The sequence below is a fragment of the Desulfopila inferna genome (assembly GCF_016919005.1).
GTDB lineage: Bacteria > Desulfobacterota > Desulfobulbia > Desulfobulbales > Desulfocapsaceae > Desulfopila_A > Desulfopila_A inferna.
Genome location: NZ_JAFFQE010000003.1, coordinates 105,289 through 122,414 on the forward strand (window position 1 = coordinate 105,289; position 17,126 = coordinate 122,414).

The 17,126-nt window shown below is 48.7% G+C and carries 14 protein-coding genes; 7 read left to right on the top strand and 7 right to left on the bottom strand.

Annotated elements, in window-relative coordinates:
- Positions 1-66: 66 nt before the first annotated feature.
- Positions 67-1,653: a peptide chain release factor 3 gene (locus JWG88_RS08750; protein WP_205233354.1), complete on the top strand. Its 1,587-nt coding sequence runs from the start codon at positions 67-69 to the stop codon at positions 1,651-1,653.
- Positions 1,654-1,853: 200 nt separating this feature from the next.
- On the opposite strand, the gene JWG88_RS08755 is transcribed toward JWG88_RS08750, so the two are convergent.
- Together JWG88_RS08755 and JWG88_RS08760 are read right to left on the bottom strand one after the other, a co-directional pair.
- Positions 1,854-2,144, bottom strand: coding sequence for a DUF134 domain-containing protein (locus JWG88_RS08755; RefSeq protein WP_205233355.1), 291 nt, complete (start codon positions 2,142-2,144; stop codon positions 1,854-1,856).
- 366 nt (positions 2,145-2,510) lie between these two features.
- Positions 2,511-2,900: a NifB/NifX family molybdenum-iron cluster-binding protein gene (locus JWG88_RS08760; RefSeq protein ID WP_205233356.1), complete on the bottom strand. Its 390-nt coding sequence runs from the start codon at positions 2,898-2,900 to the stop codon at positions 2,511-2,513.
- A 351-nt stretch (positions 2,901-3,251) separates the two neighbouring features.
- Between JWG88_RS08760 and JWG88_RS08765 the strand changes: the two genes are divergently transcribed.
- The 4 genes from JWG88_RS08765 (at position 3,252) to hemB (ending at position 9,011) form a co-directional block, all read left to right on the top strand.
- A complete protein-coding gene (locus JWG88_RS08765; protein ID WP_205233357.1) occupies positions 3,252-3,821 on the top strand; it encodes a DUF4390 domain-containing protein in 570 nt (189 codons plus the stop codon).
- A gap of 314 nt (positions 3,822-4,135) precedes the next feature.
- Positions 4,136-6,433 (top strand): sensor histidine kinase, encoded by a 2,298-nt coding sequence (locus JWG88_RS08770; protein WP_205233358.1) that lies wholly within the window; start codon positions 4,136-4,138, stop codon positions 6,431-6,433.
- Between the two features lie 81 nt (positions 6,434-6,514).
- Positions 6,515-7,888, top strand: coding sequence for a sigma-54-dependent transcriptional regulator (locus JWG88_RS08775; protein WP_205233359.1), 1,374 nt, complete (start codon positions 6,515-6,517; stop codon positions 7,886-7,888).
- A 148-nt stretch (positions 7,889-8,036) separates the two neighbouring features.
- A complete protein-coding gene (gene hemB / locus JWG88_RS08780; RefSeq protein ID WP_205233360.1) occupies positions 8,037-9,011 on the top strand; it encodes a porphobilinogen synthase in 975 nt (324 codons plus the stop codon).
- Positions 9,012-9,137: 126 nt separating this feature from the next.
- Here hemB and JWG88_RS08785 read toward each other — a convergent pair whose 3' ends face one another.
- From JWG88_RS08785 to JWG88_RS08795, 3 genes are all read right to left on the bottom strand, one after another.
- On the bottom strand, positions 9,138-9,548 hold the full coding sequence (locus JWG88_RS08785) for a VanZ family protein (RefSeq protein WP_205233361.1): 411 nt from the start codon (positions 9,546-9,548) through the stop codon (positions 9,138-9,140).
- Entirely contained in the window at positions 9,545-10,042 is a 498-nt protein-coding gene (locus JWG88_RS08790) for a YecA family protein (RefSeq protein ID WP_205233362.1), read from the bottom strand. Before JWG88_RS08790 ends, JWG88_RS08785 begins: the two co-directional genes overlap by 4 nt.
- A gap of 120 nt (positions 10,043-10,162) precedes the next feature.
- Entirely contained in the window at positions 10,163-12,340 is a 2,178-nt protein-coding gene (locus tag JWG88_RS08795) for an adenosylcobalamin-dependent ribonucleoside-diphosphate reductase (protein ID WP_205233363.1), read from the bottom strand.
- 598 nt (positions 12,341-12,938) lie between these two features.
- Between JWG88_RS08795 and msrA the strand changes: the two genes are divergently transcribed.
- On the top strand, positions 12,939-14,006 hold the full coding sequence (msrA, locus tag JWG88_RS08800; protein WP_240194359.1) for a peptide-methionine (S)-S-oxide reductase MsrA: 1,068 nt from the start codon (positions 12,939-12,941) through the stop codon (positions 14,004-14,006).
- 72 nt (positions 14,007-14,078) lie between these two features.
- On the opposite strand, the gene JWG88_RS08805 is transcribed toward msrA, so the two are convergent.
- Together JWG88_RS08805 and JWG88_RS08810 are read right to left on the bottom strand one after the other, a co-directional pair.
- The gene (locus JWG88_RS08805) at positions 14,079-14,432 is read right to left on the bottom strand and encodes a cytoplasmic protein (protein WP_205233364.1); all 354 of its coding nucleotides are present in this window, start codon (positions 14,430-14,432) and stop codon (positions 14,079-14,081) included.
- A gap of 10 nt (positions 14,433-14,442) precedes the next feature.
- Positions 14,443-14,664, bottom strand: coding sequence for a hypothetical protein (locus JWG88_RS08810; protein WP_205233365.1), 222 nt, complete (start codon positions 14,662-14,664; stop codon positions 14,443-14,445).
- A gap of 270 nt (positions 14,665-14,934) precedes the next feature.
- On the opposite strand from JWG88_RS08810, the gene JWG88_RS08815 reads away from it, so the two are divergent.
- Complete coding sequence (locus JWG88_RS08815) at positions 14,935-16,986, top strand: methyl-accepting chemotaxis protein (protein ID WP_205233366.1); 2,052 nt, start codon at positions 14,935-14,937, stop codon at positions 16,984-16,986.
- Positions 16,987-17,126 lie beyond the last annotated feature (140 nt).

Here is a 17,126-nt window from a genome sequence, read left to right on the forward strand (position 1 = left end):
AGTCGAATACAGAAATTAAAGAAGTATTTTAAAGAACAACATTCCGCCAAACAATACCACTGAGAAATGAGTAAACATCTAGCACAGGAAATAGCCAAAAGAAGAACCTTCGGCATCATCAGTCATCCCGATGCGGGGAAGACCACTCTCACCGAAAAACTTTTGCTCTACGGTGGCGCGATCAATCTCGCTGGTGCGGTAAAGTCCAAGAAAAATGACCGCAAGGCTACCAGTGACTGGATGGCCATCGAGCAAGAGCGCGGCATTTCGGTCACCACATCGGTGATGAAATTCGCCTACCACGATTTTGAAATCAACCTGCTGGACACACCAGGCCATCAGGATTTCTCCGAGGACACCTACCGGGTGCTCACCGCGGTTGACTCCGCCATCATGGTGATCGACAATGCCAAAGGCGTTGAAACCCAAACCGAAAAGTTGATGGAGGTCTGTCGGATGCGAAATACCCCTCTTATCACCTTCATCAACAAACTTGACAGAGAAGGATTGTCTCCTCTCGATGTTATGGCTGATATCGAGGACAAGCTTCAGATTGAATGCTCACCGCTCTCCTGGCCTATCGGCATGGGAAAAACCTTCAAGGGCGTCTACAACATTCTTCACAAGCAGATCCATCTTTTTACACCCGGCCGGGAATCACGAGAAGATGACGGCATTACCATAAAAGACCTTAATGACCCGCGCCTTGATGAGTTGTTGGGCCGACAGGCCGATGATCTGCGCGAGGATATCGAACTGCTGGAGGGTGCGGCCAGCCCATTTGAATATGAGCATTACCGCAGTGCAAGCCAGACACCGGTATTTTTCGGCAGCGCCATCAACAATTTTGGAGTCCAGGAACTTCTCAACGGCTTTATCAGCATGGCGCCGCCTCCCGAACCACGACAGGCCGCCTCACGAATCGTCAATCCCGAAGAAGAGGATTTTTCCGGATTTGTTTTTAAAATCCAGGCCAACATGAATCCGGCTCACCGGGACAGGATCGCCTTCCTCCGTGTCTGTTCGGGAAAATTCACAAGGGGTATGAAAGTCAGACATCATCGGATCGGCAAGGAAATCACTCTGGCAAATGCCACTATCTTCATGGCTCAGGACCGTGCCAATGTGGAGGAAGCCTGGCCAGGTGACATTATTGGCCTGCATAATCACGGGACCATCAAGATAGGAGATACCTTTACTCCCAAGGAAGAACTCAAGTTCACGGGCATTCCCAACTTTGCTCCCGAGCACTTTCGACGGGTCATCCTGAAAAATCCTCTGAAAATGAAGCAATTGCAAAAAGGACTGGTCCAGCTTGCCGAAGAAGGAGCAATTCAGGTCTTCAGGCCGCTTATCGGTTCCGACTATATCATGGGTGCAGTAGGCGTCCTGCAGTTTGAAGTAACCGTGGCCCGGTTGAAAAATGAGTATGGGGTAGAAGCGATTTATGAACCGGTGAGCTATCAAGCCGCTCGCTGGGTCAGCTGCAGCGACAAAAAGAAACTGACCCAGTTCGAATCCAAGAATCAGGGGGCTCTGGCCAGGGACTCAGAAGGATTTCTCACCTATCTTGCCCAGAACGAATGGATGCTCAACTTTTTTATGGAGAAGTGGCCGAACATAGATTTCCACAAAACGCGTGAAAACGTATGATTTACAAGGGAACTTTTTTGCCAGGCCAACCCAGCTGAGCCGGACTTTTTACAGTACCCCTTAGGGGGCTTATAGAGGCAGATTCAAGGATTTAAATACATTCTTCGTTTTCTTGCTTTTTGCACCCTCTCAAGAGGATACAGAAATCCAGCAGGGTCGTGTCGCAGGCGATTTGTTCTTGAATAGAGGAAATAACGTTGTTATTCCTCTTCATCACGAACAAAAATAAGAGCTGCTCCTTCCGTCAGAGCGGCAGCAACTTTTTTGCGGGCGACAGTAATGATGCGCTGAATCGTTCCCCTGGAGACGCCCATACGCTCTCCTGCTTCTTCCTGAGTAAGACTTTCCCGATCACACAGCCGCAATACCTCAAGCTCATCGAGGTGCAATTCAATCTGACGCAGTTCATGCAACGGCGTTCCGGTTGGCTTGAACGCCATTCCGCAAAAGTTCCCCTCGCAGTTTCTGGCTTTTTTAGGTCTTGGTGACATTTCTTTCCACTAAAATAAAGTATGTGTTTTCAACACGTAACCAAACCGGATGGATGAAAAACAAAAACATGTAAATTGATAATCTCGCAAAAAGTCATCGAAGTTACCGGGATGCTCTGCGATAAGCGCAGACCTTCCGGAACATCATCCAAAAAGACTACAGTGTCGTACTGGTAGTGGTATATATCACATAATCGACGCCTTTGGCAAGTGTCTAGTCGCAAGTCACCTATTTTGTTGAAGAGTGGTAGTTCAATGAATCGTCTTGATCCCGGCCCTGATGCAGATTTGCGGCAGGTCCCCGACTATTACTTCCAACAGCAGAGGACCTGTGTGCCCGTACGGATGCTTATCGCAACGCCATCATCAATGCTGACAGTTGCCGGAGCCCTGGCAAGTCTGCGCTGGGTGCATCACCACCAAGCGGTTTTGCTGCAGGTTTTCGATCACACTTTTGACATCGGGCAACTGGCCCTGGTCAGCATGATATACTGTAATTCCGACTTCGTTAAATCCCTGCATTGGCCTTTTACCCAGGCCGGCCACGACAATAGCCTCAACTCCGGCCTTCTGCAGAAGTGTAACCGGGGCCATGCAGCCGCCAGCCTCATGACCTTCGTTTATGATCGTGGTGACATCGGTGACTTCATTGCCCGATGACAGGTCAATAACGGTAAAAATATCACAATGTCCGAAGTGACCTGACCGTTCCGCCTCAAGCCCTCCCGGAGCATTCGTAGGTATTGCAATTTTCATTATTTTCTTCCTCCAAAGATAAAAAATGTGTATATATTGGCCCAATATCGGTGCACGAACTGAACCATCCGGCTCAGCCGGAGAGTTAATTGCACTATTTTGCATATGCACAAAATATAGTATACCTGCCGAACTTCTCTGTCAAGCTAATTTCTTTCCTTGAATTCTCTCATGTGGAATTCGACCGATTTCTGCTGACTACGAGGATGGACAAGCAGTATCAATTCAGGTAAAGTTAAGAAACAGTAAGCAGATAACCGGCACAGCTTTACCCCTTCACTGCCGGGGCCGGACAACCGTCAAATAGCAATTACCCAAACATTCTCCAGAGGGTAAATTACTCTATAGAAAATGAAAAAGACACTCCTGCTGACCTCAATCATCCTGGTCCTGCTCCTTTTATCGGTTCAGACATCCATCTCTATTCCCAAGAGGACCATTGATCCTGCTTTTTCTGATATTACCGTGACCGGTTCAAAGAGTCATCTCCTGCTATTCGCCATGCTCAAAAACGCCTTTACCGAGGAGATGCTGCAGGGACTGCACAGTGGACTTCCTATACATTTTTCTTTTTTCATTGAACTCAGTCAAGCTGACAGTGAAAACTCACTCATCTCCCTGGAGACCCGGCACGTCATAAGTTATGATACCTTAAAGGAGACCTACAAGGTCGAGATAGAGGAAAGCGGCAAGCGTTTTTTCTCCTACCAGTCCCTGGATGAGGCGCAGAAAGCGATCAATGAACTTAATGGCTTGAAAGTGGTGGAACTCAACCGGTTACAGCCGGATACCCCCTATACCATACGAATACGCGCAGAACTTTACAAAAAAACCCTTCCCATGGGTTTGCATCGGGTGGTCCCTTTTATCTCCTGGTGGGATATAAAAACCAAATGGCACAGCATAACATTTACGATATAACCCAGCTGAGATGGACACTTTACAGTACCACTTGAAGGGTATTAGGACCTTGGCTACAGAGGTTGTTTTAATTATTTAAACCTGATTACCCCTAATCCTCAGCTCAAGGTCGGGACCGCTCTTTTCACGGGTCTCTGCAGCCCGGATGGCTGCAGCGAAGCCCCCATGGACGGGGTTTATGGCGTCCCGATGAAAAGAGCAGTCCCGGCCTGGGCCAGAAAATGCTGATTTTCAGGGGTAATCAGATATTTAAAAAATATTACTATTTTGTTTTCCCGTTTTTTTTTGGCAGTTCAGGAGTAAAGCTCTAAACCATGAGTCCGGAAACAGAAACATATCATAACAGCCTTAAAAATCCTTTGCCGCAAACCCTTATCGGAGATGCCGCCATTCTCCAGGAACAAAAGCGCCAGAAGAAAAAGATCACTCTGTTTGTCATTCTCTTCTGTTCCTGCCTGATCCCGATCTTTGTCTGGTTTCAGTCTCTGCTTTTCAATCATGAAGTTACCATTCCGGTAAATTCGAATATTCTCATATTCGTTCTCATCAACGTCAATGTTCTCCTGGTTCTGCTGGTCCTTTTCCTGGTGCTTCGCAACCTTGCCGAACTTTTCCTGGAAAGCAGAAAAAATCTCTTAAACACCAAACTGAAAACCAAGCTGGTCATCTCCTTTCTCTCGCTATCCCTGATTCCTACAATCCTGCTCTTCTTCGTGGCACTGCAGTTTGTCTCCACCAGTATGGATTTCTGGTTTAATGCCAGTGTGGAAAAATCTCTGCAGAAGTCTCTGGAACTGGCCCAGGCGCTATTGCGCGATACGGAAGAGCAGGCCAGTCGGCTGGGTACGGATATCAGCACCAGGCTTCAGGAAGCTTCGATCAGCAAGGATCCCCGAATCGCCTCACGGGAACTGGAAAACATCCTGAGCCTGCAAACGCGCTACGGACCAGACAGCCTTATCCTTGCTGCCGGCGACGGCAGTTTTGAGATCACGGCAGCAAGCACGAGGCTTAAGGGCATCAAGCTTCCTGATATCCCTGTCAATATACTGCAGAAGCTGGAACCGGATACAGCTGGAGAAAATATTATTCAGGAAACATTGCAAGGAGATCTTGTTCGTCATGTTGCCGCGATTCTGCTGGGCGAGGAAAAAATCAGCGCAACACTGACAACAACCCTGCTGATCGACACAGAGCGTCTTGCCGGAATGGAAACCATCTCACAGGGCATGGAGGGTTACCAGCAGCTCAAGTATCTCAAGGAACCGTTTAAATTCTGGCTCCTGATCATTCTTCTGATTGTCACCATGCTCATAATCTTCGGAGCTGTCTGGTTCGGCTTCTATATTTCCAAGGGAATCACCGAACCGGTCGCCAAGCTGGCGGACGCCACGAAAAGGATTGCCGAGGGGGATCTGGAATTTGCCATCGAAGGAAAAACAGATGATGAGATCGGCCTGCTGGTGGACGCCTTCAATAAAATGACGGCCAATCTCAACAGCAGCAACAAGAAACTTGCCGAAACCCTTACCGCCCTGCATTCCAGTTCGCAGGAATCCGAGCAGCGCAGAAGGTATACGGAAATAATCCTGCAGAATGTTTCCACTGGGGTCATTTCTCTCGATGAAGAGGGGCGGATTATCACCATCAACCGCTTTGCCGAGAGCCTTCTCAACATTGACAGGAACTTTTATCTCAACAAGCGCTTTCAGGACACGCTCCTGGAGCAGCATGCCGCAATTATCCACGGCTTTCTGGAAAAACTGCAAATCTCCAGAAAGTTAAGCATACAGGAACATTTGCGCCTGAACATCCAGCAAAAAAACTACTCGCTTCTCATTAATTTCACCCGCCTGGAAGACGAGGAAGAAACGCCGCTGGGGTACGTGCTTGTCTTCGATGACCTCACGAAGATAGAGAAGATGCAGAGAATGACAGCCTGGCGTGAGGTCGCCCGCAGGATTGCTCATGAAATCAAGAACCCGCTCACCCCGATCCAACTCTCGGCTCAGCGGTTGCGCCGGCGATATCCGGATATTCTTGAAGATGGTGACAAAATATTTGATCAGTGCACAGCCACCATCATCAACCAGGTGGATGAGTTAAAACGGTTAGTGAGCGAATTCTCCCAGTTTGCCCGCATGCCCAAGGTTCAAAAGTCGCAAGGCAACCTTGTCGAACTGGCCAACGCCACGCTGTTTCTCTACCAGGAGGCTCATAAGCACATAGACTTTCAGCTTCATGAAAAGAATCCCCTGCCCACTTTCTTTTTTGATGGAGAACAGATAAAGCGATGCATTATCAACCTTCTCGATAACGCAGTTGCAGTTTTGTCCGATGGCGGTAATATTATTATCGAGTTGCTGAGCAATGAGGAGAGCGTCTTCATTCGAGTATGCGATGACGGTCCCGGAACCACACCGGAGGACAAGGGCAAGCTTTTCGAGCCTTACTTTTCCACCAAAAAAACTGGAACAGGGCTGGGGCTTGCCATCGTTTCTACCATTGTCGCCGATCATAGCGGCTATATCCGGGTGATGGACAACAAACCACGCGGTTCAATCTTCATTATCGAACTGCCTCTTCAGGCCGAAAAGAAGGACCGGGCTTAGGTTCGGTCAAATACTTTCCAATGCAGATGAAGATAACAATGCAGCTCGTCAGGAATACACCATAAGCAGGCGGCAGAAGAAATGAATAACAGACGAATCCTGGTAATAGACGATGAGATTTCCATTCAGGAGTCACTCAAGGGCATTCTCGAAGACGAAGGTTTCAGCGCCCTCAGCGTGTCCTCGGCAGAGGAAGGCATGCTTCTTATTGAGGAGAAAAAGGTGGATCTGGTCCTGCTCGACATCTGGCTCGGGGATAACATGGATGGTCTTACCGCCCTTGAGGAAATCAAGAAAATCGATGATATTCCCATCATTATGATCTCCGGCCATGCCAGTATCGAGACGGCGGTCAAGGCAACCCGCAAGGGAGCTTATGACTTCATCGAAAAACCACTGTCCTATGACAAGGTAATCCTCTCGATAACCAACGGCCTGCGCTTTGCTCAGTTGGAACGGGAAAACAGGCTTCTTCGCCAGAGCACGACCAAAAAAACCAGGATCACCGGCAACTCCGCAATCATTTCCGCCCTGCGCGATCAAATCAAGATGGTGGCGCCAACGGATGCCTGGGTTCTTATCCGCGGAGAACACGGGACCGGCAAGGAGCTTGTTGCCCAGGCAATTCACAGCCTTTCAGCTTCCTGCGATCGCCCAATGGTGGAGGTTAACTGTGCCGCCATTCCGGAAGAATTAATAGAATCGGAACTCTTCGGTCATGAAAAAGGTTCCTTTACAGGCGCCAATGCCAACAAGCGCGGCAAATTCGACCAGGCCGACGGCGGCATCCTCTTTCTCGACGAAATAGGAGACATGAGCCTGAAAACTCAGGCCAAGACCCTGCGCATTCTGCAGGAACAGAAATTCGAGAGGGTCGGCGGCAGCAAGACGATCCACGTCAATGTCCGCGTACTCGCGGCCACTAATAAAAACCTGGAGGACGAGATCCAGAACGGAAATTTCAGGCCGGATCTTTTCTATCGCCTGAACGTCGTACCCATTCACGTTCCCCTATTACGCGATCGCATAGAGGATATTCCCCTGCTTGTCGATGACCTCATGGACAGCTTGAACGGCAAGGGACTGGTTAAAAAGGTCTTTGATAAAAGCGCCTATCGGGAAATGATGAAACATGACTGGCCCGGCAATGTCAGAGAACTGCAGAACTTCATCGAAAGGCTTGCCATCATGTGCCCGGATGGAATCATCCATGATCATCATATACAGTTCTTTCTTAAAAGTCCCACCGGAAACATTACGGGAGTGATAAACAACGATATGCGTTTTCCCTATCAGGCTGTCGATTTTAAGGAAGCCAAAAGATCTTTCGAACGCGAATATCTCAATATCAAGCTGGAAGAAAATGAAGGGAATATATCAAAAACAGCCGAACAGATAGGGCTTGAGCGCAGTCATCTTCATAAGAAACTCAAGAGTCTGAACATCATTCAGTAATGATGGACCAGTAAAAAGCCCGACCTGCGTTGTTGGAGTCGAATTTCTCGAAGTCTGCACTTATCGCAGAGTCCATACATCAACAACGATGACTATTTACAGTAATGATTGTGCCGTAAATACAAAGCATAAAATATAAGGAGCAGCAATGGTTTTTCCAGATTATCGGCCCCGCCGTTTACGAAAAAATGAAGCTTTCAGATCACTCATCCGGGAGACGCATATTTCCGCATCACAGCTTGTCTATCCACTTTTCGTCCTGCCGGGAAAAAATATTCGTGAAGAGATTCCTTCCATGCCCGGAGTCTTCAGGATTTCCGTGGACCAGTTGGCCGGTGAGGCCAAAGAATGCCTTTCCCTGGGGGTCAACAGCGTTATCCTTTTCGGTCTTCCCGAGCAGAAGGACGCCATGGGCTCCGGAGCCCATGCCAAAAGCGGCATAATCCAACAGGCGATCAAGGAATTGAAGAACAAGGCCCCACAGCTGATGGTCATTACCGATGTCTGTCTTTGTGAATACACCGACCATGGTCATTGCGGCTGCATCATCGGCAATGAAGTCGATAATGACGCCACCCTCGAGATCCTTGCCAAGACCGCTCTGTCTCATGCCCAGGCCGGGGCGGATATGGTGGCGCCGTCCGATATGATGGATGGCAGGGTTGCCGAAATTCGAGGAATTCTGGACGAAAACAACTTCGACTCCATTCCCATAATGTCCTATACGGTCAAATATGCCTCGGCCTTCTATGGTCCATTTCGCGATGCGGCAGACTGTGCGCCTCAGTTCGGCGACAGACGAAGCTATCAGATGGATCCCGCCAACAGCCGCGAGGCTCTCCGCGAGGCAACTCTGGATGTTGATGAGGGCGCGGATATCCTCATGGTGAAGCCGGCCATGGCCTATCTCGATATCATTGCACGACTGCGGGAAGAGTTTGATCTTCCCATAGCCGCCTATCATGTCAGTGGTGAATATGCCATGATCAAGGCAGCGGCGGCAAATGGCTGGATAGACGAAGAAAAGGCGATGGCCGAGACGCTGTTGTCTTTGCGGCGTGCCGGCGCGGATATCATCGTTACCTATTTTGCCAAGGATATGGCACGGCTGCTGCGACGCTGACCAATGCTCTCCCCTCGGAATCCGGGGTAAAAAAGTACCCGTATGAAAAGCGAAGTACCGGAACCGGGCTTCGCTTTGATACCCTCTTCCCACTCCGCAACCGCAGCACCGCCGGCCATAACCTCCTCAGAAAGAACCCCTCCTGTCCTTTAAACTGCGATATCGCAGCCAGAGAAGACTCACGACCGCGCTACCGCCAATATCGGCTGCAATGTCTGCAAGACTCACATATCTGCCGGGGACAAAGGACTGGTGAAACTCATCACCGATTCCATAAAGGAAACTCAGCAAAACAGCTACTACGGCAATGGTCTTCGGCCTGGACAGGCGCAACTCACATGAGGGAACAAAAAGAATGGTCGCGGCGAGCAGTCCATACAGAACAAAATGACCTATTTTATCCAGAAGAGGTATTTCCGGCAGGTCCAGCTGATCGCCTGACTGATGGGAGAGAGCAAAAATGATCCCCATGACGGTGATCATGGGGATCGTGCGAAAAACCGTGACGACCCTTTCACTCATTTCCAGGTAGTTCAAGCATCGATGTGCACCTGGTCACGTACTTCAGGAGAAAGCTGTTTCCAGATATTGCGCCTGGCCGCGGTAAGCTGCTGTACCGGAGCATTTTTTACAATCTCTTTTTTCTTATGGCGATAAGAGGTAATCTCCATTTTTTTGCCGGTAAAAGAGAAGGTGTGAGTCCATTCAACAGTGATGGTTTCCTCATTTTCTTCCAGCGGGACATCCAGGGGAGTTCCCGAGGAGGCAATCTGAACGCAGTCGGAATCTGTGACCTCCAGTACCCAGGCGTCACCGTTGCGGTCGGAGTACAGCAAAAAAACACCTACCTGATGTACCATTTTCTTTTTTTCAAGGGCCAGCTTCTGAAATTGTTGAATAACACCTCCAAGAGTCGGCTGTTTTTGTTTCCCGGACTGCCTGGGCACCATCCCGCCACCGGAACCGGAGCAGCAGCGTTTAAATTTTTTCCCGCTGCCGCATGGGCAGACATCATTTCGTCCAATCTTCATCTTTTAAACCTTTTTGTAATTACGTGTGCCTATGTTTTTCGGGCTGATCGTGTGCTGATGGGGTGCCCGGAGTCGGAGTTTATGCCCGTCAGGGTTCCCCTGACTTGCTACCCTTTGTAATTACGAGCACTTGCTGTATCCGCAGTCGTGACAGGTTTCGCAGCCCTCTTCGAATACCAGAGATCCGGCACATTCCGGGCAGATGGAAGCAAAACCATGCTGGGTGCCGGCCATAAACGACTTGAAAAGCTTGGACAGCTGGGCCGGCAGGTCGTGCATATGGCCGGAGGAACGGTCCAGCTGCTTTATGATCTCTTCCATCGGCACATTGAAGCGCAGGGCCAGGGAAACCAAACGGCAGGTGGTTGTCCACATGGTGGACTTATCCTTCAGATCTATCCTGTTGTCAAACGGAAATTTGGCGAAAACTTCCATAGGCTGCTCATCCTGATCAAAACAGACGATAATATAGACCGATTTCTGATCCTGATCCTTGAGGCGATATCGCTTGGCATCCAGGGTGTCGGGTAAATTCCGCTTGCATTGTCCGCCGCTGTTGACGATCATAGTGCCTTCTTCAACTTCACTTTTGTTCCTGGAATTGTTGAGCACCTGAGCGTCTCTTGAGCCGTCGCGGTAAACGGTCAACCCCTTGCAGCCTGAACGAAATCCCATGATGTAGGCGAGCTTGACCTCTTCCCGGGTTGCGGTATTCGGTAGATTAATGGTTTTCGATATGGAGCTGTCCACCCCGTTCTGCTGCAGAATTCCCTGCATCATAATGTGGTCTTCGGGCTTAATATCCTGAGCGGTTCGGAAGACCTCCTGCCATTTCTCGGGAATCTCCTCATGGCCGATGACCGTTCCGGTATCAGCTACCTTGCTCATGAGATCCTCGGAATAAAAGCCTTCTTCGCGCGCCGTCGCCTCAAAATGCTTGTTTACCAGGATCAGACGGTCACCGTCCATAACATGTTTGACCATGACAATGGAATAGTAAGGCTCACAGCCGGAAGCGCAGTCGGCGATCATGGAAACGGTTCCGGTCGGCTGAATCGAGGTCAGGGCGGCATTTCGTCGCGGAGGATAGTCATTTATGTCAGGATCATACGCTGGAAAAGCCCCCTTTTTCCCGGCAAGCTCCCGTGATTTCTCTTCTGCGGCCTCCCTGACAAAGCGCATAACTTCAGCACATAACTCCCGGCCCTTTTCACTGTCGTAAGGGACCGCCAACTGGATCAGCATATCGTGCATTCCCATGATACCCAGTCCAATTTTTCTTGTCTTCAGGGTCATCTCCTCAATCTCCTTGATGGGAAATCGATTACAGTCGATGACGTTGTCGAGAAAGGTCGTTGCTTTATGAACCGTATTTCTCAACCTGTCATAATCAACGGCACTCTCATGAACAAAATTGGCCAGATTCACGGAGCCGAGATTGCAACTCTCGTAGGGGAGAAGCCATTGTTCACCGCATGGATTGGTCGCCTCGAATTCACCCAACTGGGGGGTCATGTTGGCCCTGTTGGCGGCATCGATAAACAGAACACCAGGTTCGCCGTTAAGCCAGGCAAGGTCGATTATTTTATCAAAGACTTCGCGGGCATTCAGTTCGTTGACTGCCACGCCGTTTGACGGCTCGATCAGCTGATAGACGTCATCTTCTTCCACTGCCTTCATGAAACCATCGGTGATGGCGACACTGAAGTTGAAGTTGTTGAACTTACTCTGGTCTTCCTTGGCGGTAATGAAATCGAGAATGTCGGGGTGGTCGATACGCAGAACACCCATATTGGCGCCGCGCCTCTTGCCGCCCTGCTTGATGGTCTCTGTTGCGGCATCGAAAACCGCGGCAAAAGAAAGGGGACCCGAAGCGACGCCCTGGGTTGAGCGAACCGATGCATTTTTGGAGCGCAGCCTGGAAAAAGAATACCCTGTTCCCCCTCCGGTCTTATGGACCAGAGCACCATTGCGGATGGCGCTGAATATCCCATCCATGGAATCTTCCACCGGGAGAACAAAACAGGCCGACAGCTGGCCGAGATCGGTACCGGCATTCATCAGACAGGGTGAATTGGGTAAAAAGTCCATGTGGTAGATCAGTGCAAAGAATTCATCCTTCAGGATTTCATATTCTTTCTTGTCTTTCTCCACCTGGGCCACCGCACTTGCGACCCTGCGGCATAAAGTTTCCCAGGTCTCAACGGGAGCACCATCGGAATCTTTAAGATAATAACGTCTTGCCAGTACTGTCTCAGCGGTATTGGTCAATACCTGTTTGGTCAAGTCAGGTGCCATGAACTCCCCTCTTCTGGAATCAATTCTAGGATATATTCTGTATTGCAAAAAAAACGGACTGCGTATAATCTGAGACTAATCATTGCAAATGCTGTTGGATTGCAGCAAATGATCCCCCCTCTCATTGTCAAGCTTATACACCACATTTATGGCATGCTCAAGACCTATCTACAAGATATGGTAGAAATCAAAAAAGAACACCCAAAAATCAACAGCTTAAAAAATAAAAAAATTTGTACTGCAAATTACACTGCCCGATGAGATCCTGATCATCCATTTTCCGTGCCATTCTTGTCTGTTTCTGAAAAGCAATATACACCATCGAGTTGCAATGATATAGAATGGCTCCCAAGTCATTGTTTTTTCTTTTTTCCTCTTTTCTAGATTTCCCTCGTCAAGTCAACAACTTCATCATTTAGACAGGATACTCCGAAAAGTTTCGCTCATACTGTTTCCTTTGATGTCGCTGAATTTCTCTTTTGAGAATGATGATTATTATTTAATAGATATTCAGAGATGAACTTTTATTAGTCGAAAATCAGCCGACTAAAAAAAAGCAAAACCATAATGAGACATAAAACTTTTACACGGTGTACTCATGAAACACTCTATATTTTTTCTCTTTCTCTTTATCTCATCCTTTCTTGCTGCAACCATGATTGGTGTCTATTCCTTAGAGGCACAGAACCAGGAGAAGAAGCGGGAAACAGCAGAAGCTCTATTCGCCGGTGGCTGTTTCTGGTGCATGGAGAAGCCCTTTGAAGATTTGGACGGTGTGTATTCCGTAGTTTCCGGATATTCGGGCGGAACGAAAGAAAATCCCACGTATGAAAACTACGGCGCCAGCGGCCATATCGAAGTAGTCCGGATAACTTATGATCCCGAGATAGTAGATTATGCACAGCTTCTTGAGATTTTCTGGAGACAGATAGACCCAACCGACAGCGGCGGACAGTTTGTCGACCGTGGGCATGAATACACCAGTGCTATATTCTATTATGATGAACGGCAGAAGAGGCTGGCCGAGCAATCGAAAAGACGCCTTGAAGAAAGCGGTATCTTCGAAGAGCCCATCGTCACCCCTATTCGACCGGCGGAAAAATTCTGGCGCGCCGAGGAATACCATCAGGACTACTATAAAGAAAACCCCATACGCTATAACTTTTATCGTTCCAGATCCGGCCGCGATTCGTTCCTCGATAAGCACTGGGAAGGGAGAGGAGCCAACTTAACCGATAAACAGGTACCCCGGAATTTAAAGGATCGTCTCACCCCCCTGCAATACGAAGTAACCCAGGAGGACGCAACCGAGCCGGCTTTCGACAACGAATACTGGAATAACGAACAACCGGGGATCTATACGGACATCGTCTCCGGAGAACCTCTCTTCAGTTCTCTTTCCAAATATGATTCAAAAACCGGCTGGCCCAGCTTCACCAAACCGCTGGTACCGGAGAATATAGTCGAGCGCCGTGATCTCACCTGGCTGGGACCGCGCACCGAAGTACGCAGTAAAAATGCTGATTCACATCTGGGACATGTCTTCAAAGACGGTCCGCCGCCCACAGGCCTGCGCTATTGCATCAATTCCGCCGCTCTGCGCTTCATTCCCGCTGATTCACTGGCGCAGGAAGGCTATGAGGAATTTGAACATCTCTTTGAATAGCACTTGGGAACCGGTGCTGCGTTCTTGACCGGTTCCTGAGCTTTTCCTGCGCTGTTCAGCAAGGAAGATCTCTCAAAATGTGATTACTTCATAACCCTGCTCGATAAAGCCGCCCATTGACGGATGACCTGACATATCGCCCACCAGAGCTATACCCACCTTCTCTATCTCTTCGGCAACCCTCAGCTTCATGGAACAGGCTCTGCAGGCGCCATACACTATTCCCAGCCCTCTGGCCTTTTCAAACTGAGTATATAAAAAATGGTCCGGCTCAGCCATTTCGGGAACCAGTGAAACAGCATCTCCCTCTATGACTATTTTTCCACCCAGACCGCGTTCATGCAGGTCGATACCGTTAAGCAGAACATGTATAAAACACATAGAGTCGTTCCGAAAAGCGAAAATAACCTTTTTTGCCGTGTGCATTCCGTCCTCCTTACTCGCCGAACCGATCCCTCTTGAGGGTATTCATGGCGAGCTCGTAATATTCTTCATGGAAACCTTCATCCAGTTGTTCAACCTCGACATACTGAAACCGCCTCGTTTCATTGTTTTCCTCATATTCACTGAGTATTTGAAGCCGATGTTCCATTTTATGATGCTCGGCATCTTCTGTCAATTTTACCGGATCAGCCCTGCTCTCTGATGCCGCAACCAATGGACATTCTTTCCTTAAGGTAATAAGATCTGTTGCCGATATAAGATTACAGCTTATCCGGAGTTCATCCGGCAATTTCAATGATTTTTCATTCAGGAAATACCCTAGCTGCTACTATTAATGAATTATTCTGTATTTTTTTTCGCGGAATCCTCCTGACAACCACACGTTGAACTCCTTTAAAGGCTTTATGAATTATAGGATTTTTTGCCTCAACCAAATCAGAAATCAACATATAGAAAACTCCAAAAAATTATAAAGAGGTCATAAATGCTCAACAGATTCAAAAACGTCAAATTTACCACAAAACTTTTCCTGGCGATGATTTCGGTGGTAATATTTTCAATTCTCATCACCTCCGGCAATGCAATCAGGATGTCTAAACAAGGGCTCTACACGCTTGGGGAAGGAGCGATGCAGGATATACATCAAAGCCTGTACAATTCGATGGCCGCTATTGACAGCAATATCCGTGAAAAACTGGAAGGTGATCTTCTCCTGCTTGAGCGGCAGATAAACTCCGAAGGCGTATTGTTTCTCGATGAAGGCAGAATGATCAAAGAAAATCTGATCAACCAGATCACCAAAGATACGCTTACCAAAGAAATTCCCAAACTGCAGGCAGGCTTGCGCTATCTCAACAACGACAAGGAGATAGTCGATGATATCCAGGAAATCACCGGAGCGACCGCCACCATTTTTCAGCTGGTTGACGACAAGTTGCTGCGCATCTCTACGAATGTCAGAAAGGCTACGGGAGAGCGGGCTACCGGTACTTACATCCCTTCCGACAGTCCGGTCTTTCAGGCTATTATGCGCGGGGAAACCTATAGGGGCAAGGCTTTTGTCGTTAACGACTGGTATCTTACGGCTTATAAACCCATACGCAATTCCGAGAGCGAAATTGTCGGAGCAATTTATGTCGGTCAGCTGATGATTTCCGCACAGGTCCGCAAACTGGTCTCTGAAACACGGATTGGTTCCGGTTACTTTTTTCTCTACACCGATATGGGTTCATTACTCGTTCATCCGACACTGACGGAATCCGACAATATCTTTACGGTTATTCCAGCCTTTAAAGAAGGGGACGGTATGATCGACTATATACACCAGGGTCAGGAAAATGCAGCCTACAAAAAACGGATTGATGGATGGGGAGTTACTCTGGCGGTCAACATGAATCACGAAGATATCGTTGGCGGTCTCGATGTTGCAATGCTGCGCAACAATCTGCTGGTGGGCCTGTTTGTCATTGCCGGCGGTATTCTGGTCACTGTTTTTCTGGTCCGCTCCATCAACAAGCCGTTAAAGGAACTGGCGGAAAAGGCAATCAAGGTTGGAGAAGGCAATTATACCATCAATTTTTCTTCCAGAGTTGATGATGCCATTGGCCAGCTCACCAACTCATTGGGGGTAATGGTTTCCAAAGGGAAAGAAATGCTGGAAGACATAGTAAGATCTTCTGAATCACTTTCGGCGGCTTCTACCGAACTTGCGGCAATATCCGATGAGATGGTGAAAAACGCCGAATCTACCACGGATATCGCCGATGATGCCTCTGCCAACTCACAGGAAGTCTCAGATAATATGGCTTCAGTTTCAGCGGCGATGGAAGAGTCCACCGTCAATCTGGACATGATTGCCACGGCATCAGAAGAGATGGGCACCACTATCAAGGAGATAGCTGAGAACAGCGCCAAGGCACGGCAGACTACTGAAACGGCAGTGACGAACACCAAGAAATCGCATAAGAGTATTCAGGAGCTTGGAGAGGCGGCCAAGGCCATCGGCTCGATAACGGAAACAATCAGGGAGATCTCGGAACAAACCAACCTGCTGGCCTTAAATGCTACCATAGAAGCAGCCAGAGCCGGGGAGGCCGGTAAAGGATTCGCCGTGGTTGCCAATGAGATCAAGGACCTTGCTCAGGGAACCGCTGAAGCCACGGGCAAAATCAAAGAGGCGATTGACGGTATCCAGGCGAAAACGACTGTGACCGTGAAGGAAATCGAGGAAATTTCCGAAGTCATCAGCTATGTTGATGAAATAGTCAACGGTATCGTCACGGCCGTGGAAGAGCAGTCAATCACCACAAACGAAATAGTCAATAATGTCAATCAGGCCTCGCAGGGAATCTCCGAGATAAACGAAAATGTTGCAGGCAGCAATCAGATGACCACGGAGATGAGCGAAGGTGTCGCGCAGGTTAAGGAGCGCTCGCTGGAAGTGAAGGAGAGCAGTCAACATGTGCGCTCGTCCGCCGACGAACTTTCCCAACTTGCCGAGCGCTTGACTTCGCTGGTGTCCCGTTTCAAAATCTGAAGGAAGGGACGGCGTCAAATACCATATCCACACTGTATAGCGAATTCTTCCGGAACCTGCAGCAGCGCTCTCATGAGCGCTGCTGTTGTTTTATATACCCGGAAAATGGTCAAACTTGATTATTGCGAAAAAGTCATCGA

Excerpts from the sequence above, each read along its gene's own strand:
- JWG88_RS08750 (WP_205233354.1), top strand. The coding sequence starts at position 67 with ATGAGTAAACATCTAGCACAGGAAATAGCCAAAAGAAGAACCTTCGGC.
- JWG88_RS08755 (WP_205233355.1), bottom strand. The coding sequence starts at position 2,144 with ATGTCACCAAGACCTAAAAAAGCCAGAAACTGCGAGGGGAACTTTTGC.
- JWG88_RS08760 (WP_205233356.1), bottom strand. The coding sequence starts at position 2,900 with ATGAAAATTGCAATACCTACGAATGCTCCGGGAGGGCTTGAGGCGGAA.
- JWG88_RS08765 (WP_205233357.1), top strand. The coding sequence starts at position 3,252 with ATGAAAAAGACACTCCTGCTGACCTCAATCATCCTGGTCCTGCTCCTT.
- JWG88_RS08770 (WP_205233358.1), top strand. The coding sequence starts at position 4,136 with ATGAGTCCGGAAACAGAAACATATCATAACAGCCTTAAAAATCCTTTG.
- JWG88_RS08775 (WP_205233359.1), top strand. The coding sequence starts at position 6,515 with ATGAATAACAGACGAATCCTGGTAATAGACGATGAGATTTCCATTCAG.
- hemB (WP_205233360.1), top strand. The coding sequence starts at position 8,037 with ATGGTTTTTCCAGATTATCGGCCCCGCCGTTTACGAAAAAATGAAGCT.
- JWG88_RS08790 (WP_205233362.1), bottom strand. The coding sequence starts at position 10,042 with ATGAAGATTGGACGAAATGATGTCTGCCCATGCGGCAGCGGGAAAAAA.
- JWG88_RS08795 (WP_205233363.1), bottom strand. The coding sequence starts at position 12,340 with ATGGCACCTGACTTGACCAAACAGGTATTGACCAATACCGCTGAGACA.
- msrA (WP_240194359.1), top strand. The coding sequence starts at position 12,939 with ATGAAACACTCTATATTTTTTCTCTTTCTCTTTATCTCATCCTTTCTT.
- JWG88_RS08805 (WP_205233364.1), bottom strand. The coding sequence starts at position 14,432 with ATGCACACGGCAAAAAAGGTTATTTTCGCTTTTCGGAACGACTCTATG.
- JWG88_RS08815 (WP_205233366.1), top strand. The coding sequence starts at position 14,935 with ATGCTCAACAGATTCAAAAACGTCAAATTTACCACAAAACTTTTCCTG.